Source organism: Caballeronia sp. A2-2 (assembly GCF_057612605.2).
On sequence record NZ_CM173618.1, the window covers coordinates 223,140 to 248,475 of the forward strand.

22 protein-coding genes and 1 pseudogene are annotated in these 25,336 nt (G+C 56.6%); 10 read left to right on the top strand and 13 right to left on the bottom strand.

All coding sequences use genetic code 11. The annotated features are described in order from the left end of the window. Window positions 1-273 precede the first annotated feature (273 nt). The 12 genes from ACZCWR_RS24615 to ACZCWR_RS24670 form a co-directional block, all read right to left on the bottom strand. Window positions 274-453, bottom strand: a complete 180-nt coding sequence (locus ACZCWR_RS24615; protein ID WP_487305657.1) for a hypothetical protein — start codon at window positions 451-453, stop codon at window positions 274-276. Between the two features lie 160 nt (window positions 454-613). Then, on the bottom strand, window positions 614-1,225 hold the full coding sequence (locus ACZCWR_RS24620) for a MarR family winged helix-turn-helix transcriptional regulator (protein WP_487305658.1): 612 nt from the start codon (window positions 1,223-1,225) through the stop codon (window positions 614-616). Window positions 1,226-1,526: 301 nt separating this feature from the next. After that, window positions 1,527-2,051 (bottom strand): aromatic-ring-hydroxylating dioxygenase subunit beta, encoded by a 525-nt coding sequence (locus ACZCWR_RS24625; RefSeq protein WP_487305659.1) that lies wholly within the window; start codon window positions 2,049-2,051, stop codon window positions 1,527-1,529. Between the two features lie 43 nt (window positions 2,052-2,094). After that, complete coding sequence (locus tag ACZCWR_RS24630) at window positions 2,095-3,423, bottom strand: aromatic ring-hydroxylating oxygenase subunit alpha (RefSeq protein ID WP_487305660.1); 1,329 nt, start codon at window positions 3,421-3,423, stop codon at window positions 2,095-2,097. A 36-nt stretch (window positions 3,424-3,459) separates the two neighbouring features. Further along, the gene (locus ACZCWR_RS24635; protein WP_487305661.1) at window positions 3,460-4,179 is read right to left on the bottom strand and encodes an SDR family NAD(P)-dependent oxidoreductase; all 720 of its coding nucleotides are present in this window, start codon (window positions 4,177-4,179) and stop codon (window positions 3,460-3,462) included. A gap of 130 nt (window positions 4,180-4,309) precedes the next feature. Then, entirely contained in the window at window positions 4,310-4,615 is a 306-nt protein-coding gene (locus tag ACZCWR_RS24640) for a non-heme iron oxygenase ferredoxin subunit (RefSeq protein WP_487305662.1), read from the bottom strand. Window positions 4,616-4,630: 15 nt separating this feature from the next. Further along, on the bottom strand, window positions 4,631-5,896 hold the full coding sequence (locus tag ACZCWR_RS24645; RefSeq protein ID WP_487305663.1) for an NAD(P)/FAD-dependent oxidoreductase: 1,266 nt from the start codon (window positions 5,894-5,896) through the stop codon (window positions 4,631-4,633). Between the two features lie 12 nt (window positions 5,897-5,908). After that, complete coding sequence (locus tag ACZCWR_RS24650) at window positions 5,909-7,360, bottom strand: MmgE/PrpD family protein (RefSeq protein ID WP_487305664.1); 1,452 nt, start codon at window positions 7,358-7,360, stop codon at window positions 5,909-5,911. A 635-nt stretch (window positions 7,361-7,995) separates the two neighbouring features. Further along, window positions 7,996-8,364 carry a BON domain-containing protein gene (locus ACZCWR_RS24655; protein ID WP_487305665.1) on the bottom strand — a complete coding sequence of 123 codons (369 nt, stop codon included), beginning with the start codon at window positions 8,362-8,364 and terminating at the stop codon, window positions 7,996-7,998. Between the two features lie 1,135 nt (window positions 8,365-9,499). Beyond that, the gene (locus ACZCWR_RS24660) at window positions 9,500-12,073 is read right to left on the bottom strand and encodes a DEAD/DEAH box helicase (RefSeq protein WP_487305666.1); all 2,574 of its coding nucleotides are present in this window, start codon (window positions 12,071-12,073) and stop codon (window positions 9,500-9,502) included. 134 nt (window positions 12,074-12,207) lie between these two features. Continuing rightward, window positions 12,208-13,062 carry a hypothetical protein gene (locus ACZCWR_RS24665; protein WP_487305667.1) on the bottom strand — a complete coding sequence of 285 codons (855 nt, stop codon included), beginning with the start codon at window positions 13,060-13,062 and terminating at the stop codon, window positions 12,208-12,210. Window positions 13,063-14,796: 1,734 nt separating this feature from the next. Continuing rightward, window positions 14,797-15,501 carry a hypothetical protein gene (locus ACZCWR_RS24670; protein ID WP_487305668.1) on the bottom strand — a complete coding sequence of 235 codons (705 nt, stop codon included), beginning with the start codon at window positions 15,499-15,501 and terminating at the stop codon, window positions 14,797-14,799. An 839-nt stretch (window positions 15,502-16,340) separates the two neighbouring features. Between ACZCWR_RS24670 and ACZCWR_RS24675 the strand changes: the two genes are divergently transcribed. The 3 genes and pseudogenes from ACZCWR_RS24675 to ACZCWR_RS24685 all read left to right on the top strand — a co-directional run bounded on the left by ACZCWR_RS24675 (window position 16,341) and on the right by ACZCWR_RS24685 (window position 17,126). Then, complete coding sequence (locus ACZCWR_RS24675; RefSeq protein ID WP_487305669.1) at window positions 16,341-16,667, top strand: hypothetical protein; 327 nt, start codon at window positions 16,341-16,343, stop codon at window positions 16,665-16,667. After that, window positions 16,610-16,834: pseudogene (locus tag ACZCWR_RS24680) on the top strand (hypothetical protein); the annotation flags it as partial. The gene ACZCWR_RS24675 and the pseudogene ACZCWR_RS24680, both read left to right, overlap by 58 nt. Further along, complete coding sequence (locus ACZCWR_RS24685) at window positions 16,776-17,126, top strand: zinc ribbon domain-containing protein (RefSeq protein WP_487305670.1); 351 nt, start codon at window positions 16,776-16,778, stop codon at window positions 17,124-17,126. The pseudogene ACZCWR_RS24680 and the gene ACZCWR_RS24685, both read left to right, overlap by 59 nt. Before the next feature lie 29 nt (window positions 17,127-17,155). On the opposite strand, the gene ACZCWR_RS24690 is transcribed toward ACZCWR_RS24685, so the two are convergent. After that, window positions 17,156-17,431 carry a DUF4148 domain-containing protein gene (locus tag ACZCWR_RS24690; protein WP_487305671.1) on the bottom strand — a complete coding sequence of 92 codons (276 nt, stop codon included), beginning with the start codon at window positions 17,429-17,431 and terminating at the stop codon, window positions 17,156-17,158. Between the two features lie 674 nt (window positions 17,432-18,105). Here ACZCWR_RS24690 and ACZCWR_RS24695 point away from each other — a divergent pair. The 7 genes from ACZCWR_RS24695 (at window position 18,106) to ACZCWR_RS24725 (ending at window position 25,141) form a co-directional block, all read left to right on the top strand. Next, window positions 18,106-19,062, top strand: a complete 957-nt coding sequence (locus tag ACZCWR_RS24695; protein WP_487305672.1) for an isopenicillin N synthase family dioxygenase — start codon at window positions 18,106-18,108, stop codon at window positions 19,060-19,062. 21 nt (window positions 19,063-19,083) lie between these two features. Continuing rightward, a complete protein-coding gene (locus ACZCWR_RS24700; RefSeq protein WP_487305673.1) occupies window positions 19,084-20,229 on the top strand; it encodes an extracellular solute-binding protein in 1,146 nt (381 codons plus the stop codon). Window positions 20,230-20,332: 103 nt separating this feature from the next. After that, the gene (locus tag ACZCWR_RS24705) at window positions 20,333-21,355 is read left to right on the top strand and encodes an isopenicillin N synthase family dioxygenase (protein ID WP_487305674.1); all 1,023 of its coding nucleotides are present in this window, start codon (window positions 20,333-20,335) and stop codon (window positions 21,353-21,355) included. Between the two features lie 27 nt (window positions 21,356-21,382). Further along, complete coding sequence (locus ACZCWR_RS24710; protein WP_487305675.1) at window positions 21,383-22,393, top strand: TauD/TfdA family dioxygenase; 1,011 nt, start codon at window positions 21,383-21,385, stop codon at window positions 22,391-22,393. Between the two features lie 23 nt (window positions 22,394-22,416). Continuing rightward, the gene (locus ACZCWR_RS24715) at window positions 22,417-23,280 is read left to right on the top strand and encodes an ABC transporter permease (RefSeq protein WP_487305676.1); all 864 of its coding nucleotides are present in this window, start codon (window positions 22,417-22,419) and stop codon (window positions 23,278-23,280) included. Further along, the gene (locus tag ACZCWR_RS24720) at window positions 23,277-24,077 is read left to right on the top strand and encodes an ABC transporter permease (RefSeq protein WP_487305677.1); all 801 of its coding nucleotides are present in this window, start codon (window positions 23,277-23,279) and stop codon (window positions 24,075-24,077) included. The genes ACZCWR_RS24715 and ACZCWR_RS24720 overlap by 4 nt, the downstream gene beginning before the upstream one ends. Then, window positions 24,074-25,141, top strand: a complete 1,068-nt coding sequence (locus ACZCWR_RS24725; protein WP_487305678.1) for an ABC transporter ATP-binding protein — start codon at window positions 24,074-24,076, stop codon at window positions 25,139-25,141. Before ACZCWR_RS24720 ends, ACZCWR_RS24725 begins: the two co-directional genes overlap by 4 nt. Window positions 25,142-25,336 lie beyond the last annotated feature (195 nt).

The following is a 25,336-nucleotide window of genomic DNA, read 5'->3' on the forward strand; positions in this document are numbered from 1 at the left end:
TTCCGGTCTGCCGGTTATGCAACTCGCGATTCTGCTCGCTGCCCTCCTTCTCCCTGCCCTGCCCCACGGCAATGAATTGCAATGCACAGAACGCAACCTTTCCCGCATGAGAGAATCGAGATCGACGGCAGCTTCATTCAGACCAGTCTGCCGGAATTTCAGGTACCTGCGCATTGAAGCTCTCAACTCTCCTCATGCGACGTGGGCCAGGTCGTTTTGCTCAATGCGCCGCCGTAGCATGCCTACCCACCGGGCGAGCCGATTCTTCGTGCGTCAGCGGGTGCTGCTTTGGCTCGTTATCAGTGTGCGGACAGCCAAATTGCCCCAACTGAGGCGTCGCGTTGCCTGCCAAGTGCCGCTGCCGTCATGCAAGGGCATCTTCATCCGATAGGCCCTGCCGTTGCCAAACTGATAGGCGAAGTGCTGGTACGCGACGTTGAACACCTCGACCACGCGCGCCGATCCTGGTCGCTTTGTTGGGCATGTGCAGCGGATCGCGGAAGCGAAGCTCCTAAGACCTTCACTCAACCTTGATACGAGCTGCTCGGTCGCTCGCTCTCGCAGTCGACCGCGAAGCTTGATCGACTGACACAGATTCCTAGGGGATCCATCCTCACTCTTCGGCGAACGTTTCGTCGGCCATGAAGTCAGGCATGATTAAGGGTGCGCGTGCGCGGTCTTCAAGTGAAGTCGTAAGGATCTTGAGCAACCGTATAAACTGCTTTTGCTGTGCATCGGTGAAGCACGCCATAAGCGACGCAGAGGCTTGCTCGGTAGGTTTTTGCGCTTCGTCGAGCAGGGCAGCGCCTTGTTTTGTCAGGGCAAGCGCAATTCGGCGTCCGCGACCTGCGGCTGTATCGCGAGTGATCAACTTTCGCTCAACAAGTCCACGAAGTACATACATTACAGTGACTTTGTCGAAGCCGAGGCACCGTGACAGTCGAGCCTGATCGATATCAGGGGTCGCCGCCAGCACGGACAAGACCGCAAACTGAGCGGGGGTAAGAGACAAAGCCTTACATTCCTGCTCAAAAACACCTGTCGAAATCTGGTAAGCACGTCTCAACAGGAAACCGGGACGGTCATACATTTTGAAAAGACGTGTTTTAGGGTCTTTGGGCATTTGGCTCAGGCAGTGATATTTCGAATACGTACGACTGTTGTGAACAGCGGCCGCACGCGCCGAACGGGCAATTTTGCTATTTTCGCACAATGCTCCGAACACGCCCTCGCCTCTCAGCACTGCGAGCAGCCTTTGCTCTTGTCCTCGAAGGATTCCACATCCAGATTCGACAAGGAGGGGCACCGGGCCGGGGAATGCACAGCCCCCTCGCCAACCGAATCTGCTCCCGACGCACACGTCACGGGCAGCACCGTGACCTTCCACCGGGATACCGCCCTCGGCTACACCGTTCGACCACCGAACACCATTGCTGAGACAAATGGAAAAACCGTCTTGCTGGCCTGAGCTTGACTCCTGACCTGAAGACGGTCTCCTCAACGCGCTAGCTGACCCGCCGTCTGCCTCAGAGCATGAAGGTCAGATTGCCTTGCCATGTATCTCGGTTGATGAGAAGAATCTTCTTCTCCGCTATGAGATAGTTGCCATCAACCTCGCGCAAGACGTGATCTACTCGCGAAACGATTGGCGTAATGTCGCCGATTCCCTTCTGACCGAAGTCGCCTGTGCGCATCTCATAGACGATCTGACTTGACGTAACGTTGATGTCCTGACCTTGCGTCTCGACCACGACATTAGTAATAAAATGCACAAGCCGGGATCGAGGTGACTGAGCCGGAAAATCCGTGTGGAGCAAATGGTAGACGCGTTCCTCACGGCGCAGCGTCGGGTCGTTGATGATTGCGCCCTGTCTTTCGATCGGAGCGCTGTCGTCGATCGGAACCCAATACAAGCCGTCTGCCGTGAAAAGCGTTAGCCACTCTTCCAGCTTCCAATCGTCCAACAACCGAGCTTCGCGATACAGGAACTGCTCAACTTTACCGCGAACAAGCGCCTCTTCTTGAGGGCTAATAGTTTCTGTAAAAGACACGACCTGAGTCTCCAAGATGACGTTTCGATCCGAATGTTGACAGTTACTTGTTGGCCATCAACTTGTCCCATTCGCGCCAAAGGGCACGTTGGGGAGCCTCACTCGTCGTCAAGCCCTTGAAGTCGCCGTTCCCGATCGGCTCATCAGTTTCAACTCCACGTTCGAGGATGAGATATTCAACCGCGCTACCAGCGAGTCCTTGTTGATTCCGCGCAAAAATCTCAACATCGTCCGCCTGGCCATGACCCGACGGGCCATAGAAACGCTCTTGGCTTCGCAGCATCCCCTCGTTGTAGCCGGCGGGCGCACCCTTCAACTCGTACGGGTAAATCGTAACCTCCGTGAGATCCGGTGCGATAGGTCGCCAAACACGAACTTGATTGTGAATCAAGCCGAGATTCGGGAAGATCGATGCTGACAATTTGCCAGTCATCGATGCAAGCGTATCAGCGCCGTGGCGCTCGACGATGCCAGCGAAATAGTTGCCATATTCACCGTTAAGGTAAGAGTCGATTTCGGCGGACGGGGTCTCAACCAAGCCATGGCCGTTTTCGCAGTCCCATGTCACGCCAGCGAATCGCACCGCACGCATTTTCTTCGCCGAACCGCCCTTATGTACATCGAAATCGCCCGTCGTTTGACCATACTTCGCTTGCAACTGAACGAACGCCTTGTGCGTGTGCATGAAGTGGTATTCGTCAACGATATTTTCGGCTTGGAACTTCCAGTTACCTTGATATCGGCCGACGTACGGGCGCGAGACGAACTCAATCTCACCGACCGGCGACATGTTCAACTTGCGGTCAATGACGCTCTTTGCTCGACCCAAATGTTGCTCCAACGGCGGAACATCCGGGTTGAAACTCGCGAAGATGAACCCGCGATAGCTCTCCACCTTCAGACTCAGCAAGCCTTCTGGCGCATTGAAGTCGTCCGCGTAGCCACCAGCTTCGCGACGCTCCGACATCGCCAACAACTTGCCATCTAGACCATAGACCCAGCCGTGATACGGACAGTTGAATTCGGTGCCATGCCCATGCTTATCACGGCAGATCACTGCACCTCGGTGAACACACCGGTTCACCAGTACGTGGATATTATTTCCAGCGTCGCGGCTCACGATTACCGGTTGCTGGCCGATATAACTCGTATGATAGTCGCCGGCGTTCGGCACCTGGCATTCGTGACCAACGAAGACCCATGTCTTCTTATAGATCCGCTCCATTTCGGCAGCGAACACTGCGGGGTCCGTATAGGCACGCGTATGAACACGGAAGGTTTTCGGTGCCCTCAGCACCAAACCCTCGGTATCAATAGCCGATTCGCTCTTGGCAAACCAGACCTTCTCGCTGGCACATTGAGTTTCAGACACTATGGTAACTCCTTCCTTTGCGTTAAAGGCAAATAACTAGTCCATGAAACGGCCGCCAGAGAGATTGAGCGTCTCTCCGGTGACATAACCCGCATCCTTCGAAGCCAAAAAGAGCACCGCGTGTGCAGCTTCTTCAGAGCGACCCGGGCGACCGACAGGGATACCCTTGACCACCTCGGCTCCATCCGGCATCGACGCGACCTGCACATCAAATAAGGCAGTGGCGAGGACATTCACCGTGACGCCAGTCGGAGCGAGTTCTGCGGCCAATGTGCGCGAGAAGGTGACCAATCCACCCTTTGCGGCAGCAAACGGAGCTACATGCTTATGCACGCCAGTCTTCCCTGACATGGAAATGAATGACATGATGCGACCAAAGCCGCGAGGTACCATGCGTCGAGCAGCCTCTTGCGAGCAAAGAATCGGACCGATGAGCTCTTGTTCGACTGCTTGGCGGTAATCAGCCGCTGTGAACTCCAGCGCATCGCCGGATGCAATCGGCGGCGCGACATTGATCAAGACCTCAACCGGCCCGTTCTCAGTCTGGCATTGATCGAAGAACTTCGAGATCGACACGACGTCGCTCGTATCAATCTCGAATTCCGTGGTACCCGGCAGCGGTTTGTCTGAACGCTTATGGCTCACGACTTTGCCGACAAAGACTCGTGCGCCCTTCTCGACAAAAGCTTTCACGACTGCCGGGCCCGTTCCAGCGTGAGCTCCAATGATCGCAACAGAGGTTCCATCAAATTCCATAATATTTCCTTTGTAATTGTGGCGATGCGTGGGCCATCGACCGTTACACGAAGCTGGGTTGGCAACGCCGACTTACATTTCCAAGGCTTCCGTATACAACGGCTCACTCATCCTGCTTCACTGTGCAAAACTACCCATCTATCAGAATTGAACCACCCTCGACCTTGATGGGATAGATTCGAACTGGCTTTTGAACCGGTCCGGACACAGCCTCCCCGGTGGTGATTCGGAACACACCGCCATGCAAAGGACACTCAACGCAATCTCCATCGATATAGCCTTCCGATAGGTGCGCATGCGCATGTGTACAAATATCGTGCGTTGCGTAGAACTTTCCGGATAAGTTATAGATGGCGACTGGCTCTCCAGCGACGCAGACCTGCACTGCTTCGCCTTCCTCCACGTCCGACGTTTTCGCGACTTCTAGCCAAGTCATCGGCTTCTCCCTCTTTCAGACAGCGACTGACGCTTTGTTGGCGGCCAAGAGCTCTTTCAATGACACGGCCGTATCACACAATTTCTCAACCGGCAGACGCCACCCCGCTTGAAGAATCTTCTTCACGAGCGGGCGATCCTTCCCCGAGGAAATAAGCTCAGCGCCTATCAACTGGTTGGCACGGAAATGAAAGATCGTCCCCTTCCCATCCTCGGCCAGCCGCCTCACAGACGTGTCCGAGTCACATACGCAACCAAGAATCTGGAGGTTTACGCCATATTGGTCGCTCCAGAACCAAGGCGGCGGCTCATCGCCATCGTCAGCGACCGCATTGCCGCCGAGGCTTGCAAAAATTGAATTACCCGCAATCTGCGCTTGATGCTCCGCGCTTTCCCACGACTCGAGTCGCATTTGTTTGCCGAACCACGGGTGGACGCGCCCCGCAACATCGCCGGCCGCCCAGACAATTTCCGACGATGTCCGGCAATGCGTGTCAACGTTGATCCCGTTGCTGCACGCGATTCCAGCCTCTGCTGCGAGTTCTGAATTGGGCACGGCACCAATGCCAGCAATGATCACATCGGCCACAAGCGATGTGCCGTCGTTCAGCACAAGCTCAACCTCCGATACGGCCTGTCGCGCTGCAACGATCGTGGAATCGAACTTAAACCGTACGCCTTTCGCTTCGTGTAAGCGCTGCAGGTACTCTGAAACCAGCGGGCTGACTGCTCGCTCAATCAATCTCGGCCGTGCTTCAACGACCGTTACACTGCAGCCTTGACCCATCGCGCCCGACGCGATTTCGAGGCCAATAAATCCACCGCCAATAAGTACGACACGCTTGCCTTCTCGAAGCAGCGGTTTCAAGCGTTTCGCATCCTCTATGTTTCGAAGCGTCAGAATTCGGTCGGCCGCAACGCCCGGAATTGTCGCGATTCGCGCGCGAGATCCGGTAGCAATCAGAATCCGATCTGACCTGATGCGAAATCCGTTCTTTAGGACGACATCACCTCGTGCCGCATCGATTGCCTCAACCCTCTTTCCAAGCTCCAGATCGACGTTGTTCTCGGCGTAGAAATCTTCATCAACTACCTGCTGCGCTTGGAAATCACCCTCACTGAATAACGCTTCCTTCGAAAGCGGCGGACGTTCGTATGGCAGATGGGCTTCGTCGCCAATTAAGGTAATGCCGCCCTCAAACCCAGCATTACGCATCGTCGAAATACTCCGAGCAGCTGCCTGTCCAGCCCCAATCACAGTCACACGTACGTCGCGCCGCATATCTTCTTCCTCTTACTCGACGTCTGCAGTCTTCAGGCTCTCCGGATTCGGATGAACCAGAAGGCCAACCAGATCCTTGACGTTCGGATGCGTGTCAAAGCCCCAGATTGCACGAAGAACGTTCTCGGAATGGGCGTGACCAAAGATCGGGTCAACGTTTTCGAAGAACTTGTCTTCCATGTCTTTCTTCGTCAGCGGTTGCAACGGATGACCCGGGTGAGGCTTCGCGACACCCTTATGCACATTACCCGCAGCGTCCGTCACTTCCACGCGCGTGATAAAGCCGCCAGCAGCGCCCAGGCACAGCTCCTTATCGATCTCGACCTTCACCTTGTCGTTGAGGAACGCTTGGCGAGCCGGGTCCACTACGCGCTCGACGTCGAAGCTTTCGAGCTTGATTTGTCCTTCGAGCAATGCTGCCGTCACGATATACGGCAGCGAGTGGTCGGCGGTTTCACGCGAGATCGGATGCCACGGGTCCGCGCGACGGCGAACCAGATGGTCGTAAACCATTTCATCGGTGTAAACCGTGACACTCTGAGCTGCATGAATATCTTCGATCTTGCCTGCCAAGCTGACAGCGGATTGGATTGCGCTTTGGCCGCGCGAACCCACCGGCCAGCGTTTGTAGCGCACTTCCGTCACGCGCTTAAGCGGTTTCGACGGGTCGAGACGTTCAAATAGACGCTGAATGACCTCTTCGGGCGTCTTGATCTTTGCGAGCAACCCGCTGCGACCTTCGAACGGACGAACGACACCTTCAACACCGACCTCAGCCAACAGAACCGAATACACGGCGTGACGGATCGCGTCGCTGCCGTTAAAGCGCTTCCACATCGTCAGGTCGCCGCGCGCGTTCAGTTCATGCGACTCCGACTCGTCGCTGACGTAATTCGACACGACTGCAATAGCGATAGCTTCACGCGTTGCCGCCTCCGACAGACCGATGAGGCGCGAGAACGCGCAAACGGCTGCGATCGTAACGAGCATCGGATAGTCCCAGCCGTTCGCGTCGATATCGAAAGTGTCGAAGAGGCTGATACAAACGTCATACCCAACGGCAAGCGCGGTAAGGACTTGTTTCCCCGAAAAGCCACGTGCCTCAGCAAGTGCCAACAACCCCGGAATGATGTCGCTCGGATGGCCTGCTGCCTTACCAAAATAGAAATCGTTGTAGTCGTAACCTCGCAGCGGTACGCCGTTCACGAGCGTTGCTGCCTCGACGTTCGTACGTTGCCCGCTTCCCCACACCGTTACACCGTTTGGCACGTCGAAGATTGCAGCGTACTTACGTGCACGTTGCGCAGGAGGATGCGGAAGAGCGCCAAGCGACACTGCAAGTGCGTCAACAAGCGCAGCTTTTGCCGCCTGAGTCGAATCAGCGTCGAGCTCACCTGACACACCTGTCGCAAATTTCGCGAAGGCGGTCAGCAACAAATCTTCCTTAATGATATTGCCAGCCATAACTTGCTCCATATGAGTTAGTACACTTACTTGATGAGTTAGCATACTAACCGTTTAGACGATAAATGCAAGGCCCGCAAAATCAAAGTTCGGTGGAAACTGGTCTCAGCTGCCGCTGAGACTTCGGCCCTCGGTGCTGTTTCGGGTTCCTCAGAGCGGCCGCCCAGCAAGCGTCCAAGCAACTTTGGCTCTTTCTGGCCGCTCTTCCTTGAGGCTTAGACCTAGAGAAAATACCTACTACAGCAGACGCGGTCTTGGCATCCTGACGATCACCCGTCATTGAGTTGCAAACAGATTTTTGTGACCGCCGGTGCCACCAACAGCGCGGAGATCGCCTCCCAGGTGCGCGGACCTCATGCGAGCGGAAGAAGACTGCCGCCGCCGGTGAGAAGTCAGATGGGTGCGCACAAACTGCCTTTGATGGATACCGCAGGTTGCATTGCCAATGGCCGTGAACTGCCGTCACATCGAACACCACTGCGGACCGTACCTCAAAACGCTATGCCTGTTGCGCAGCACCCTGGTCGGACACTTCAATCCAGGTGACCTACAGCTTCGCCGATTCGATCTCGTCGTCGGATCTCCCCGCACGGTTGGAAAACGAAGGCCCCGAATTGCCAACGCTAGAAAACACCCTAATGACTTGGTTCCGTCACGGTGAGTCGGTTGTCGACACGTGATACGCCTGCGACCTTCGCTGCGGCCGCCGACGAAGCGTCAATCTGTCCTTGATCACGCACATTACCGATGATGGTCACCACTCCACTGCGGCTAGCAACCTGAATGTTGGCCACATCAATTCCCTGAACCTTACGCAACGCGTTTCGCACGCTGCGAGCGAGCGCACGGTCTTGCCTGCGCGCCTCCCGCTTCGCGATCGCACTACTCGGCGTAGATATTGCGGCTGGACTAGCACCACTCGAGGCCGGTTGTGCGCGCACCAAATTCACGCAAATCAGACAAGTTGCTGCGCCGATCCACACCAAAACCTTACGAACAATCATGCGCCTCCCTACTTTGCGTTGTTCAGCGACTAGAAAAACTGCATCCAGTAAACCGGGTAGCGCCCGACAAAACAAACCCTAGATGATCCGAGCATCGACAGCCCATAAACCAAAGACGGACAGTTTAAAACTGATGATTCGTGGGCGAGACCTATCCCTTGTCTCAACAAACGTTGACACATAAGTGTATCCATTTTTTGCAATCGAAAAAATGCATTTTTTGAACCTTTCGGATGAACGCTCCTAGTGTAGGGGTTTTCACCTACCCTTTCAGGACGGTATGCGGTATCGGTTCCACGCGGGACCTGCCAGTGGGATGGCATCTCTAAGCGCGGCAGCCCGCAGCATCAAACGCCGGGCGGAAATGGATGGTTTCGCCGAGCCAGCGTCTCACAACAGCCGGCCTCAAGGGCAACGGCTCCAGTTCAGGTTTTACGAAGCCGATAGGACTAAGTGTGTTAAGTGTCGCGCGAGCGCCGTTCCAGCTGCTTGTGGAAGGCGTTACTAAGTCTGGTCCTTATGCTTTCTTGGATTCTTCCGAAGCGCGCGTGATGAGCTCGAGCACCGGCGGGCGTCAAACCAAAGGCGACGGCGCCGAAAAAGTTGTCGGGCCTCACTTTCTCGGTTCTACGCCGGAGGCTGCTGCCCCCGGGACCTGCACGGCGCGCATTGGAGCCAGCGGAGCGCGTAGGACGGTTCGAGTCAAAAGGCGTATCAATCGAGCAGCCCCCTGACTGACGAAGCTCGCGTGGCTGACATCGGACTGGGTGCCGTTCAGATCGCCGTGAAGCTGTAGCATGCCGGTTGATAGCGACGCCGATAATTTCACGTGGGTCGCGTAATGCTCGCTTCATCGACGTTACCGTCTTCAACACGGTCGTCAGTGGCACCCGTTCTCGGTGAAATCAATGATGCAATCATTGGCTACTGGCTCGTGTATGCGATTACCTGATACTTCCCTCCGACACGTTATCAAGGTATTCGGCCACGCGGCCGAAGATACGGTGCACGTCAGATGACCCTGTCCAAAATCGGCGATCACCAACAACATACAATCGACGCTTGGCGCGCGTCACGGCAACGTTAACCAGATTCGGCTTCGCGCCAGCGAAACTTGAAATGACGCCTGGGCTGGTTAATTTTCTCCAAGCAGGAAAACCACGTGCTCAGCTTCCTTGCCTTGGAAGGTATGGACGGTCCCTGCCATTCCCTTACTTTCCTCGCCATAGCGTCGATACAGCAGTAGCAGGATTTTTGACGCCACTGTTCGGAATGGCGTAATAACGTAAACCTTGAATTGCCCGTTTTCCTTCAGTACGCCGTTTGTGAGTCGCTCGACTAAATCCATGGCATGCTCTGCCTGTGCTTCCACCCAGTGTCCATCGGAGAACTCGGCAGGGACTTGTACCCAGCAACTGGGACCAATCCCTTGCGGACCCTTATCCTCGCCTGTGCCATAAACCATCTTGTCCGCATAGGCGATGCTGTTGGCAATCTGGAACATGGGATCGAGGCAACGCCGGTGTACGAGGAGCGGCGAACCGAGCCAGAGTCGATCATCGGAATCCGGTTCACCAAGGTACATGCCGAACCGGTTAGCTCGGTCCGCTAGCGTCTGCGCCGAGGCACGAGGCGGCGCCCATTGCGGTTCAGCCGAGCAGCGACGGAGCAACGGAGCGACCAACTCTTGTGGCACGCCCACGACCGGCTCAAGCTGAAGCGGATCACCCACGATTACCGAACGCTTGCTGCGCCAGATAGCGCCGGCAGCCTGCTGGGGGGCAGCCTGACCCGCCTCGTCGATCATAAGCCACGCGAGTTGCTCGCTACCGATGTCGCGAAAGAGCCGCGGAAACGAAGCAAATGTTGTGGAAACCACGGGTACCACCAGAAAGAACGCGTCCCAAAGATGAATCGCGCCCTTAGGTATCTGGGTGACGTTGAGATTGCCTTGTAGCAGGTTAACGAATGCACTGAGCGTGCGGGACAGTCGGCTCCAAGCGGCAACTACAAATGACTGATGCAACTTCATAGCAGCTACAAAGACGTCTCGGCGTGCATGGAACAACGCCGGAAACGCGTACGGCGCAGCTCGATGTAGTGTGTCGCGATCAAGCTTCGAAAGGTCCCATGATGCGAGTTCGTCAAGCGGCAGTGGAGACGCGGACAATATCCGCAGTGCCTCTTTCAGATCTGCCTCGGCCCGCAAGAGTAGCAGCTGTGCGTCATCAAGACGCTGTCGCGTCGCGTCAACCGAGGCTTGCACAGAGCTCATCCGCTCGCGTGCCTCGCGAACGACGCTCATTGCTTGACTGTGCGTCTGGCTCATCCTTTCAAGAACTTCGGGCGGCAGCCCAGCCGACCCTTCAGAGTCTTCTGTTTCCCGGACTGGTACCCCGGCGTGCTCGGCCTGCGCTCTGTGCGAGAGTTCCTGTTGTTGGGCAGTCGTCACCGCCTCCATTAGACTTTGCAGTTTTCGCCCGGTTGCTTCTTCTTTCGCAAGTCGCTGGGAAGCGCTGGCAATAAGTGCGCGAGCATTTCGAAGTTGCTGTTCGAGTTCAGCGCCACGTCGGTTCCATCGACGACTGTATTGCGTACGGAAGAGTTCTGATAAGAATCCCGGTTTTCCCCGTAAATGAAATTCGAGATCCGCCTTAACACCAGCTAGTGCAGTTGCCGCCTGTTCGTTCGTGGCACGAGCGTTGGCGGCCCCGTCCGGATCCACATTCGCCCGAACGAGGTTGTAGCCTTCCTGCCGAGCTCTCAATTTGATATGAGCGTTACTCCACGCCTTGCCGGTCGCTAGCCCACGGGCGGCTCGCTTTTCCGCGTCGACAGCAGCGTCCAGGTGGACCTTCGCTTCGGTCAATGCGTCCTCATATCGAACCATCGCCTGCTGATTTTCGGCCACCAGAGCGAGAGCCTTGCTCTTCGCACGGGTTGCGCGTGCTTTCTCTTTGATTGCATCGGCGAGACCTGCGGCCGTACGCGTCAGATCATCCACCTTTTTTCGGGCTTCCCGGTAGCGCGCGCGGGCCTCTTCCCACGTGAGCGCTCCGTGCTGTCCACTTCTGACAAGATCTTGCAGTGATCGCAAGCGCAGCGGGTCCGGTTCCTGAGGTCGCTTCGCTTCATTCTTCTTCCGAGGAAGGCCGGCGAGCCAGAAGCGCGTCGCGAACTGATTACGGTTTGTCTTATTGCCAAGCACAGCAGTGACGAGACCCCATCGCTCCTTTTTCGCCGCCCGTTGCTTCGCCTTTTCCGCCGCCCCGACGGAATCTGCGACTATCGAGAAGTAGTCGATATCGATTTCCGGTGCGACCGCAGCCACTCCGGGCAGTTCCTTCGTGATATTTTCGACCGCACCGTTGTTGGCCGAAGACACCACGATCCCGAAGCCGCGCAAGCGCGTGTCAAGTTCATACGCCGGATACTCATACTGTTCGATTTCGAGGCGCCTCGTAAAGGCAGCGACTGGCGTATCGAAACTCATAAGTACATCCGCTCGTTCAACTACAACGGCGGCGATAACATCTTTGAGCATGGTTGTCTTGCCAGTGCCCGGAGGGCCGTTCACCGAGAAGAGTCCCGTACTATCGGACAGATTGTTCATTATGGTATTAACCGCGAACTGTTGGGCCGTTACCAAAGGAAACTTGGCCGGCCAGCAGCCTGCTGGAAGCTTCAACGGATGAACACCTTCGATCAAGCAGTCAACCTGCGACTCAAGGTCGATTCGTCCGGACGAATCCTCGCCTCTCAGATAGTCGCGTAGCCCGGCACCTATTCGACGAGTCGCAACCGCGCCGGCCAGCTCAGCGAGATCCTCCGCATAGAAGCTGTTCAGCGGATCGTCTTGCGACGTTGCGTCCGCCTCTTTCTCGCTTGCATCTTTCGCTGGTGCCCACACAAAGCCTGAATGCGCCACCGCTCCTGTTGTTCCGGGTGCCAGCCGCAAAGCTCGAAGACAAGATCGGTAATTGCCTTGACGTCCTGCGCCGTCAGCGGTCTCAACGGAGGCGGCTCAGGGCGAGACCCGATCTCAGCGTCCGCAGAAGCAGCTTCGTGCGAGTGCCCGGGACGTACCAGCCCTGCGGCTCGAGTAGCAGAATCGTCGTGGGACTCTTCAAGCGGTCTCTTAGCAAGAAGCCGGCGCTCGACCATCAGGTCCTGCACCTTCTTGCCGATCTGTTCCTCAAGTCCGCCCAGACCGAAGAATCCGCCGAACTTAAGCGCAGCAGAGCGGCTTGGCGAATTCGCGATGCGTGACATTGCCCAAGGCACAGTGCTGACAAAGACCTGGCCGCTGGCCATCCCCTCCCCGTTCACGGTCAGAACAACACAAGCCACCGGAGACACCGGCCGCATTTCCGAGAAGTCAATTGGCTCCGCATCAAGATATCTGCGTGCCACCTCAACGAAGTGGCTGCCACCAAGAATGCCGGCGAAGACTTGAAACTTCCTATTCAGGCCAATCTGACGGTCCAGAATCAGGCGCTTCTTCGGATCGTTCCACGGCAGCTCATGATCAGCAACGCTGGCCTCGAACTCCCATACCGACTCCTCGACCTTGACGGCCGGTGGCGACTGCGGGGCAAAGTATTCGAGAGCTTGCCAAAAGTTGATTGCTGCTTCTGATTCCTTCCAGCTATCCCTTGCGCCGCTGCTACGGCCATTCGTTGTGAATTCCTTCAACATGAATACGCTAACCCACGATGAACATATAAGCGCATATTCTAATGTCAGACGTCACATAGTCTGTGTCGTACTTGCTTGAGATGTGCTGCAATAGCTCGCACAGCCACCGGGTGCGTTAGCCCCATCCACCTCTAACGATGTTCGATGTCTGATAACGGCAGAGGGCAATAAACCAGCATGCACGTCGCGAAAGCTGCATGATGCGTACGGTCGACGCCGATCTAAGACTTACCGGACTCCGTCGCCTCGCCTTGTGCGTTAGCGCTGGATCGTTCGCTCGCTACGCAGAAGCTGCACTGCCACGTGCCCCTTATGGGTTCCACACTTCGAGATAGCCCTCGCGTGCTCGGGCAGCCGTAGCGAGCATCGTGAGAATCAAAGCGAACGTGAGATGCCCTGTCATCAATCTCTCTTCTGCCTTATCTAAATTGCATCGCCAACCAGTGTCTTGATTAGGTCCGCATTCTCTTACGGTCCTCTGCGGGGATTAACGGATGCTGGCAACCAGGAACAGTCAAGTCGAATGCTCGCCGGCGCTTGGCCACCGGACGAGACCCATAGACCATGCCTGCGCAGCAGATCGCGTTGCGATGCAGGATCATTACGCTGAACAGCGCACCCCATCGCAGTAAAGGCAGTACTTCTGCCCAGACAAACTTGGACGCTGCGACACCCCGTTCCTGGCTGCCTGCCGCGCAGCGGTCAACGGATCCAACATGACGTTTCGGACAGCATTGCGAAAGCGCTAAGCAGTCGCGTCCGGCGCTTTCCCACGCGACGCCACGACAAGGAGCGAAAAACTATCGTCGCGCCCGAACACTGCTCCCTGGCTGCCAGCCGCGCAGCGGCTAACGCTCGTTGATGCGCGAAGGGACAAAAAACTACGCTTTTGTGAACATTTCCTTTGAGGTCGAGCACGTCTCTAATACGGATTGTCTTTTTGAGAAAAGGGTAAACATACGCTCACTCGAGAGTATCTAGTGAGCATATCTTTATTTGAGAGTAGAAAGGCAATGCCGGGGCCCCTGCATGCTAGCGCAGGTGCTCCTTCCACCGTCAATAGTTGACGGCTCCGACAGACGTATCGAGTTGCGGCTCTAATCTTCGCCACCGCTTGGACTGTTTCAACTCTACCCCCGTGGTAGTCCTGTCTCTCCAGCGCGCCACCGGTCACACCCGTCCACGCTTGGAGGCCACCGCCGAAGCTCTTCAATCGGAAGAGGCGGCACTAACGTCGGGCGGCTTGTGCTCGGCCGACGCGTGACTATGCATGTATAACATCCAGCCGCGCGTAAAACAATAAGGTATGCGCGCTGAAATGCTCTTGGAAATCAACGGTGCTAAAAAACTCCCTCGCTTAGTAGTTCATTTTTCAAAATCTCAATCGTTACTTTCATTGTAACAATACCTGTTCGATACGCTTGAAGAGCGGATTCTGTCCCGATGAAGGACGAAAAGGCGATCGTCGGCATTTCGCCAGCCATGGATGGTCTTTGGATTCGCCTCGCTGAGACAGTTGCTCTCCGACTTCAGCTCGGACCTGGAAGTTTGGATAGATGGGAGTCGATGTGAAAAGGACCGTGACGAAAGGGCCGCCAGCCGCCGAGGCGTTGCTGTTTTCTGCTGCGGCGTCACGGTCGCCGGCGTCCTGTCATCGGTGTACAGGTCACTCAGCACGGCCACGAGATCGCCCTTTGAACATCCGTCCTGAGTCGTGGCAAGGAGCCCAGCGTTCTAGAGCTCGTCGTTTGTGCCAGCGCTTGATGCGAGACCAGAATTATCACGTTGCTCAAGCAGCTTGTTGACTTCCACGGCAAACGCTTCGACGGCGGACAACAGCGCACCAATCTCTGCGGTCGTCACCGTAATTGCACTACCATCCTTTGTGCTCCCGCTCCGGTGAAGGATGTCATGACGCTTCTGAAGGGCATCGTCAAACCCGCTCACGCTTGGCAGCCTAACTCCGAGCCCTTGTCGGTATATTTGCATCACCACGTCCCAGCGATGCCAAACGACCGTCTGCAGATAGCCGAGCACATGCTCCCGTATTTTCGCATGACGGTCGAAAATCTGACCTAGCTTTAGCGTCTCGTCGCTGAATACCTTCAATTTGGTAACGATGTCTTGCAGTGCCTTGTCATCGTGCTTGAACCAAAACTCAGCCGTCTCCCACAAGAACGACTCAAGCATGGCGACAGCGTTTGCATACACCAGCATGTCCACGAGCAGCTTGGCCTCGGCATTACCCACAAGAGTCGATATCAGTTGTGCCTTCCGAACGCGGTCACGCAAGCGCCTTAACGGCTCGCCGCGGTCATCGACCGACAAATCAAAGCGTTCGTCGTAGTAGTCGTCCACGGTGTGACGCGACGGCGCCCATTTGTCGCCGACCTCCCCATGAAGCTCATCAACGACCTCCTTGATGAGATCGTCCGGCACCAGTCCTTCGAACCGACCCGGAATTTCATCGGCAGGATCGTAAGGACCGCCGTGGATGAATTGATAACCGCCCTCACCGCCGTTGTACGGTGTGTCCGTAGCTGGGTCACAATAGCGAGCGCAAAACCACTCGCGGATGGCGATTCGCTGATCGTCGCGGTCTGCAGCCGCAACCAGAAGTTGCTCGGGTCGAACGGTCCTTCGATGTCAAAGGTATTGCCGAAGGCCTCCGGCGGCAGGTTAGACAACTCACTGTCGTCCATATGGTCGTTCCAGCCCATAGCTCACCTTGCCCACGCTGTTAGCGAATCACTATCTTGCCCAATTCATCCAGGACATCCATAGCTTGATCGGAGAACTCATTCACGACTAAGGTTAGGTTGACGTCACCGAGCTAACCGCGGGCCAATCAGTCACAAAACCATGCGCTGTAGTGACTCGACACGTCGACGGACGCGCGCGGGCTTCGCGAGGGTATGTCACGGTGTCGATACTGCAATCTTCCGGCGCTGTTCGAAATCGACTTAATATTCCGCCGAACCATTGGGTGTGCGCTTCGCGTTTGGGACAACTCCGTACGCGGCGCCGATTGCGGCTGACGGTTTGGCATGGAAAGGTCAATTAGGCCATCGCGGGCTCGTCACCTGGCATCCGAGTCGCAGCGATGAAGAAGTGCCTCTCGCCCCCGCGCGCCCGAACGCCGTTGAGCTGTATGGCGTGGCGTAAGGATACGCTCAAGAAACTCCCGATTACGGGGACGCGCGGAAAGCTCCGGCCTTCAGGTCGGGATGCAGAGCGCATCAAGCGCCAGCCTTAAGCCGACGTAAAAAAGGGGTCATGTGTACAGCTATACTGTGCATGACTGCGGCAACCCGCTCTCATTGTGGGACAGCTTTGGTGTGCAGAAATATAAGCTGGGCTCCGGCTGCTTCAGCGGAGACAGCCGCGGGCGGTGGAATCTGAACGTCACCGTCCAGAGGAAGCGACCATCGGCCGTGCAAGCAACGAAGGCACTCGGCATTGACCTGGGCCTGAAAGATTTCCTGAGCGCAAGCGACGGTTCCGAGGTCGAGGCACACCGCTTTCATCGCGACCTGAAGCCGGCGATCGCCGCAACCAACACGCCAGGAAAAAGCAGCGTGTTGCGGCGCTTCACGCCAAGGTGAAGGCACGCCGCAAGGACGCGCTGCACAAGCTTAGCGCCTCACTTGCGAGTGAGTACCGAGCGATCTTCATCGGCAACGTGGGACGCGCAAGAGCCCGCGCGAACTGGCATGGCGAGGTTCGTGCTGGATGTGGGCTGGAGCGCGTTCCGAACCATGCTGCGGTATAAAAGCACTGACGCCGGGGTGTGGCTCGAGGAAGTCAATGAAGCGTTTTCTATCCAGACCTGTTCGTGCTTCAGCAGCGGCACGGGGCCGAAAGGTATCGCGGATCTTGGAATAAGCGAATGGCGATGCGAAGTCTGCGGCTCGACTCACGAGCGAGACTTTAACGCCGCCCGAAACATCCTCGCTACGGGGATGGAATCGCGCGCCGTCGGCGCGGGACTGCAGGGCGGCCTCACATCAACCAGTCTCGCGGCCGGACGTCGCCGTCTTGCAAAACGAATCCCGGTCACTTAGGGCCGGGAGGACACCAACGCCCCGCCGTGTTAGTTTCCGCCACGGTAAATCCCTGCGTCTAGACGCTGCAGTTCGCCGCTTCGTTCTGCTTGAATCAGCTGCTGACGAACGTCGCCGCGAGTAATGCGCGGTGAGCCGCTTTGAGTTTGTCCCGCCTCCACTCCGCCAGTGCTGGTCGAGTCCACAGTGCGAGTGGGCGTCATGCTGAGGGTCGGGTCGGTCAAGCTGTTCGAATCGCTTTGAGCATATGCATTCGATACAGCAACAAGTGCTACAGCGGCGAGCATGGTTGCAACAGTTTTCACTCGAAACTCCTTTCGACGGGGAGGATCACAGTATAGGGTTTATGCCTAGTCAATAACCTGACCTATGCATGACACTGCCGTCGGAAAAGAGCAGCCTCAAGTCGCGCACTCAGACGTCGAGAGTGAGACGGCTAAAACGATGTTCACAATGACTCAAGCCCGCGCGAAGAGCGCCGCAGGGCGGCTCGTCCCAGAACAATTACCCGTCGGCGCTATTCCTCGGCAGCCTTACTTCACGCGTCCGAAGAGCGAGCGCGTTGTGTTTCCCAGCGACCAGGGTCTTCTCAGGCGACGCGGATGCATCGACCTCAGAGATTCCTGATCTGTGCGCCGCCCAATCGCGAGCGTCAACGTACCTCCGCCCCCGAGTACCCACCCATTCTCGTCTTATGGGCCAGGTTAGGACTTTCCCGACCTCGTGCGCCGCAGCGGAAAATTCCCTTGACCAGCTTTTTGGTTTACGTATTCTGTAAGCCAACTAAGGATACTTTATCGATAACTTGAATATTTAAACCGGCGTGCGTGTGGCTGTTCAACCTTCGTTCTCGCGGTGACCCCGTTGCGCATTAGCTTGTCCGGTTCCTGCACCTAGCGGTTAGAGCAAGCTTCGAGCGGGCCCACGGTTCAGCGGTGAGTTGATATCCATACGACGCGCATCTTACTGAGGAGCATCTATGCTGTCTGAATCGCGGCGACTCGCATTCTCCGAAATCCCTGTCATCGATGTGGCGCCGCTCATTGAGCGCACAACCGGCATGTCACAGACGGTGGATGAGCTAGCGAAAGCCTGCTCCGAGGTCGGCTTCTTTTACATCCGAAACCATGGGTTGGCGCGCCCAATCCTCAACGAATTGATTACGCAGATGCAGCGCTTCTTCGCGCTGCCGGTCGAAGTTAAGAACCAGACGGCGATCGAGAATTCTCCGCAATTTCGGGGATATCTGCCGATCAATTACAAAGGCACGGGCAACAAAGGAAACAATCTTCAAGAAGGCTTCTTGGTGATGCCGGAGCGAGCGCCTGATCCACGTTATCCAACTTATGGTCCGAATCAATGGCCCACGGCATTGCCCGAGCTCAAGCCGGCGATGCTCACTTATTATGCGCAGTGTGAGAAGCTTGCCGCCGAACTGGTGCGAGGCTTCTCACTTGCGCTGGGTCTGCCAGCAAAGGGCCTCGACAGTCGTTTCAGCGAACCCATGACGATGCTGAAGCTAAACCACTATCCAGTGCAGGAGAAGCCGGAGCACGACCTCGAAATCGGTGTGGTCGGCCACACCGACTCCGGCGGCTTCACAATCCTTTGGCAGGACGACGTCGGCGGACTCGAAGTTTTGAACAAAAACAATGAATGGGTCGTCGCGCCGCCGATTCCTGACACGTTCGTCATCAACGTCGGCGACATGATGGAGACATGGTCCAACTGGGCCTTCTCGTCGACAACACACCGCGTCGTCAACCGCTACGGTTGTGACCGTTATTCGATTCCCTTCTTCATGAACCCGAGCTACGACAGTTTGATCGAGCCGCTGTTCGGGGCAGCTCCCGAGAGTTTCAAACCCTTCCGGAGCGGCGAATACACGCATGAAATCTATAAGCGCATTTATCCGCAGCGAACAACCGCAGTCTGACCCAGTTCTACGGAGATTGACGTGAAAAGTCCGTGCATACATACGCTTGGCGAGCGTCTAATCGAGCGCTATCAGGATGGCGGCCTGTCGCGCCGTAGCCTGCTGCGCGGCGTCGCCGCGCTGGTTGGGTACTACGGTTTGCTAAACGTTCCTACGCTCAGGGCGGCGGAAAGCACCGCCGTCAGGTACGACGCGTACGGTGGCGTCGGCCAGAAGTTTTTCTCGGATCACGTCCTGTCGCAGGTGTCCAAAAAGCTAGGTGCGCAGATCAGTCAGGGCTCTTTCAGCTCCCCCGAAGAGTTTATTGTTCAGATCCAGACGGCGAAGCCCGGCGATTATCAATTCTTTGAATGTGCGCCGGCACTGTCCTACCTTCGATTCACGTCACTCGGCTTCGGTGCACAAATCGACGAGGCGAAAATCCCTCGGCTGAAAACCGTGCTTCCGCAGGCCCTCGCGGAATACCGCAAGATTACGCCGAACGGATTGTCCGGCGTGCCCTACTACCTAAGCGTCGTGACGATCGCTTACAACACGTCGAAGATCCGCAAGGAAGACGCAGAGGCCGCAGGCGCCAACCTTCTTATTCGACCAGACCTGAAGCAGCGGATCGCGGGTGAGGATAACTATCGCACGCGGATCTGGTACGCGGCGCTGCAAACCGGTCAAGATCCGAACAACATCAAGGACTTCGCACCAATATGGGAAAAAATCAGGGAAAGCAAACGCTTGGCCCTCAAGTACTGGTCGACGGCGGCCGAACAAAGCTCACTGTTGGCGAGCGGCTCCGCGTGGACAAGCGACGCATGGGGCGTGCGCGTATACAACCTTCGTAAGATGGGCTCGCCAGTCGCGTCATTCCGGCCCCGAGGCCTTTACCAAGGCGTCGGCGGAGTAATGGCGCTAAAAGGAAGCCCACTATCCGCCTTCTATGAAATTGCTGACGTTGCGCTCAACCCCGAAGTGCAGCAGGCCGCCGCGATCGAATTGGGTTCGCTTCCGGCCATCCAGCCGGAAGCGCTGACGGACCTCCAAGCCCTACAAGCTCTGCCAGGCTTTGATCCAACGGGTAAGTACGAGGGAATCGTCAGCATGGATCCGTTCTACTGGCAAAAGAACGCCAATGACTGGCAGCGCGAGTATCGACGGGTTGTCTCGCGAGCCTGAGTAGTGGCTTGCCGTTGCAACGGCCCATCATCACTCCATCTGACAAAGGACCAGTCCCAAACGATCGCACTCACGGCGTCCCGTCCCTCAAAACGGAGATCTAATGCAGCCTTCGATTGCCGCCACAACCCAACCGGAGCTTGGGGCCGACACCGGTAGCACGGCCCGCCCCATGCTCCCACTCTCTCGGCGCCTGAAATTTTCTGAAGTGCCAGTCATCAACATTGCGCCCTTGATCTGGCAGACGGATGGACAAGCAGAAGCCATCGACGCAACGATTGAACAGATCCGCGCAGCATGCACTGATGTAGGCTTCTTCTACATCATCGGGCATGACGTACCTCAATACGCAATTCAATCTGCCTTGGCAAGTGCGGACACCTTCTTCCATCTTCCTGACGACGAAAAGATGGTGATCGCGATGAGTGAGTCGCCTCAATTTCGCGGATTCATGCCTTTGCGTTACAAGGGACGCGCAACTGAGGGCAAAAACATCCAGGAAGGCTTCGTGATGATGCACGAACGCCCGCTTGGGGGACATCGCCTGAACGGCCCGAACCAGTGGCCGCGCCAACCCGCCGATTTCCGTGAAAACGTCGCTGCGCTTTTCGAACATTTCGAGCGCTTGTCAACAGTGCTGATTGACTGCTTCGCTCGTGCGCTTGGCGCTGATCCCGCCTTATTCGCAGAGATGTTTGCCACGCCGGCAAATGTATTGAAGATCAATCATTACCCGCCGCAGGAAGCACCGGCCGACGCAGAAATCATCGGCGTTCGGGGACACACCGACTGGGACGCATTTACGATTCTTTGGCAGGACGACGTCGGCGGTCTAGAAGTGCTAAATCGTGACGAAGAGTGGGTAGTGGTGCCGCCAATCCGCGATTCGCTCGTCATCAATATCGGAGATCTGATGCAGATCTGGAGCAACGGCCGTTTCTCATCAACGCCACATCGAGTGATAAACCGATACGGGCTGGACCGGTATTCGATTCCCATGTTTGTTCAACCGGCCTACGACGTCGCGGTGCGCCCCCTGCTCGGCGACCCGGCACCTGACTTCAAGCCATTCATGACAGGCGACGCTCAACTTGCACGCCACTACGACATCTGGCCGCAGCGATAACCTCGACTGATTTAGAAAGGGAAACATATGGACAGCATTACTGAAGCCTCAAACTCCACAGCCGTCACAAGCGATCCTGAAATCTGCGTGAACCGTATTGAAGGCCCGTCCGTCTGGACGGCGGAGTCGGTTGACGGTAAGACCGGTCTCGAATACGCTTTAAGCGAAATCCACCTCGATGCCATCGATGCATTACTCAGTGCGACGCGGAATTACTCACCGCAAGCAGTGACGCGGGAGCAGTTCGATCATCCGGCGCTGAATTCCGTTCTTGCCGATCTTTTCGACCTTATTCAGCATGGCCGCGGCGCGGTTGTCATCACAGGTATCACGCCCGAACGGTACTCGCCGGAGGACTTTGAGCGCATATATTGGGGCTTCGGTCTGCATTGGGGCAACGCGATTGTGCAGAGCGCGAAAGGCGATCGCATCGGCCGCGTTAAATTCATTGCCGTCGGTCCCGATAATCCGACGGGTCGCGCATATCGCGGCAACGACGAGCTGACCCTCCATAGCGACTCAAATGAGATCGTTGGCCTGATGTGCGTGCAAAAGGCGGAGTCCGGCGGTTTCAGTCGCCTCGTGAATGTGCTCGCAATCCACAACGACATCGCCGAGCTGCGCCCGGATCTGCTTGCACCACTGTATAAAGGGTACTTCTACGCGACGCGTGAAATGTCAGTCACGAAGACACCGGTGACAACGCATCGCGTGCCGGTGTTTGGCTACCGCGACGGCCGGGTAAGCTGTCACTATGTGCGCGAGTTCATGACACGTGCGGCAACGCTCCGTAACGAGCCCTTCCCCGACGATCTGAAGGAAGCGCTTGATCTATTCGATGAGCGTGCGCATGCGAATTGCCTCGAATTTATGCTCGAGCCTGGCGAAATCATGATGGTTAACAACTTCACGACGCTGCACGCACGCACGCAGTTTAAGGATTCCCTGGCCCATACGCGCGAGCTGCTGCGTCACTGGCTGATTGTTCCGAACGGCCGCAAAGTCGTACATTATCAGGACCGCAAAAACGCGGCATGACACCCGCCAGTGATGGAGCACGCATGGACAAAACGGCTAACATTGGTAGGGCGCTGGCATTTCCTGGCGCTTCCATCACCGGCCTCTTCATTTGGATCCCACTTCTGATCATCGGTGCGTATTCGTTCTTTGAATCGACCACCGGCGCGAGCGTCAGTACGTCCGCCACGCTCAACACGTGGCGCGACGTCTTCTCCGACGGCTTCTACGTTCAAGTCCTTGGGCACACATTAAGGACAGCGGTAATCTGTACGGCCATTTGCGCCCTGCTCGGCTACCCAACAGCACTAACCATCGTCCACACAAAGGGCCTCACCCGCGGGTGCCTGTTTGGGGCGTTGGTCCTGCCGTTCTGGATCAGCTACGTCGTGCGTATGGTGTCGTGGACCGACCTTTTGGCCGAGCACGGCCTTCTTAATCAGTTGCTATTGTGGACCGGTCTGTCCGATTCGCCGGTCAAACTGCTTTACACCGACTACGCGGTGATGATCGGCCTTGTGTACTGGCTACTACCGTTCATGACGATCAACTTGTACGTGAACCTCGAAGCGCAAGACCAAAACGTCGCGCATGCCGCGCGCACGCTCGGCGCTAGTTCATGGCGGGCCTTCTGGACCATCACTTTTCCGCTGTCGCTGCCTGGACTTGCCGCGGGATCGTTGATATGTGCGATCCTTGCTTCGGGCGCATATATCACTCCGATGCTTCTTGGTGGGACGGGATCCGCGTATTTCGGCTTACTGATTTACGAATCGCTAATCCAGCAGCTCAACTGGCCTCTTGGCGCAGCGCTAGCCTTCATCTTCTTCGCAATCGTGGCAATTGCAATAGTCGCAGTCGGACGAATCATTGGTTTTTCTAACCTAATACGGAGACCTAGCCGATGAGACGCAGCATGCTCACCCGAGTAATGATCTACTCGTGGATTGCCATAATTTTTACTTTCATGCTCGTGCCAGTCGGCTCACTGGTGCTGCTATCGTTTAACTCCTCTCCGATGGCAGGCTACCCACTTCGGGGCTTCACGCTACACTGGTACAGAGACCTCTTTTCTGATCGCGCGGTGCTTGACGCACTCATCAATTCCCTGCGGCTCGGCTTGTTGTCGGGAGTGGTTTCGACGTTCTTCGGAACCTTAGCGGCCTACTCGACGACGCGGTATTGGCGCCGCGGCCGCACCGCGATGAATGCGGTGTTCACGTCGCCACTGATTGTGCCGCACGTCATCGTTGGCGTGGGCGTGTTGCTGCTGTTCGGTTCGTTTGGTTGGACGCGCAGCTTCGAACTGCTGGTGTGCGGCCACGTCGCGCTTACGCTTCCCTACGTATTTACGACGATGCTCGCGCGCTTCGCCAAGTTGCCCGTCGATTATGAGGAAGCGGCACAGAGCCTCGGCGCAACGCAATGGCGGGTAATTGCGCAGATAACGCTGCCCGCGGTATTACCCGCGATCTCCGTCAGCATGATTTTTGCGTTCGCGATGTCGTTCGACGAAGTCACAGCAACGATGTTCTGGAAACCAGCCAATTTCGAAACCATCCAGACGCAAATTCTGGCAATGCAGCAGTTCTCGATGACGCCGTCGGTCAACGCTCTCGCGACCACGCTGATCCTAGTGACATTGCTGTTTCCGCTGACCCGTTCAATCCTCAAGAAACGTTCGACAGAAGGATCGTCCAAGTGAGCAAACTCTCGGTAAGTCTGCGCAACGTCGTAAAGCGATATGGGTCCACCACTGCCGTCAGCGGCGTGTCGTTCGACGTAGTCGACGATCAATTCGTGTCATTGCTCGGCCCTTCGGGCTGCGGCAAAACCACCACGCTGCGCATGATCGCGGGTCTCGAGTCGGCCACCTCCGGCGAGCTGCAAATCGCAGGCAGGCGCGTCAACGACGTGCCGATCCATCAACGCAACATCGGCATGGTGTTTCAGAACTTGGCGCTTTTTCCCCACAAGTCGGTGTTTGACAACGTCGCATACGGTCTTCGCATTCGGGGCCTCAGCAAGGCTGCCGTGCGGGACAAGACGATGGCGGCACTTGAGATGGTGCGACTTCCCCAGTTTGCCGAGCGCATGCCGGCGCAACTGTCGGGCGGACAGCAGCAACGCGTCGCGATCGCACGCGCAATCGTCATTGAGCCATCCCTGCTGCTGCTGGACGAGCCGTTGTCTGCACTCGACGCGGGACTGCGCGAAGAAATGCGCAGCGAGCTCAAGCGCATCCAGCGCACGCTGCATATTCCCACCATTTTCGTCACTCACGATCAGGCGGAAGCCTTGGCGATGTCGGACCAGGTCATCGTTATGAATGGCGGGCGCATCGAGCAGCAAGGCACGCCGTTCGAGATATTCAGGGCGCCGAATACCGAATTCGTCGCGCGTTTCTTTGGGGACGTGAATGAGATTGAGGGTTCCGTCACGCGCTCTGAGCCCGGCAGCTTCACTGTGAAAGATACTCGAACTGGCCTCTCCTGGGCAATCAACGGCGACCGCCAGGCGGGCAGCACAGTGAGGTCCCGCATCCGCGCCGAGCGCCTTTCGATCGCGCTCGAACCGACGCGCGACCAACGAATTTCCTGGCAATCGGCGGAGATTATCGGCTCGGAATACCTTGGCGTCCTGGCGAAATACATTGTCCGCGTCGGCGAAACCGACATGAAGGTACTTGAGCCGCTGTCGGGGCAATGTCATGCGGTCGGGCAACGCGTGTACGTGGGGTTCCCTTCTTCGGCCTGGGTAAGTCTGTAGACATCCCGCTGCTGCCCGCGCGTCCCTATATTTCTTGCGAGGCGCTAGTCGCCTCCGGAATCGCTCTGCGTAACCCTGCATCACTGTCGTGCGGAATCTTTGCTAGCAGCTAATAGCTCGTCTATCGTTCCGTCGTCCCGCAGGGGCGCCTTCCTGTCGGGTGACAAAGAAGGTGAGAACTGTGCTAGGTAAGTG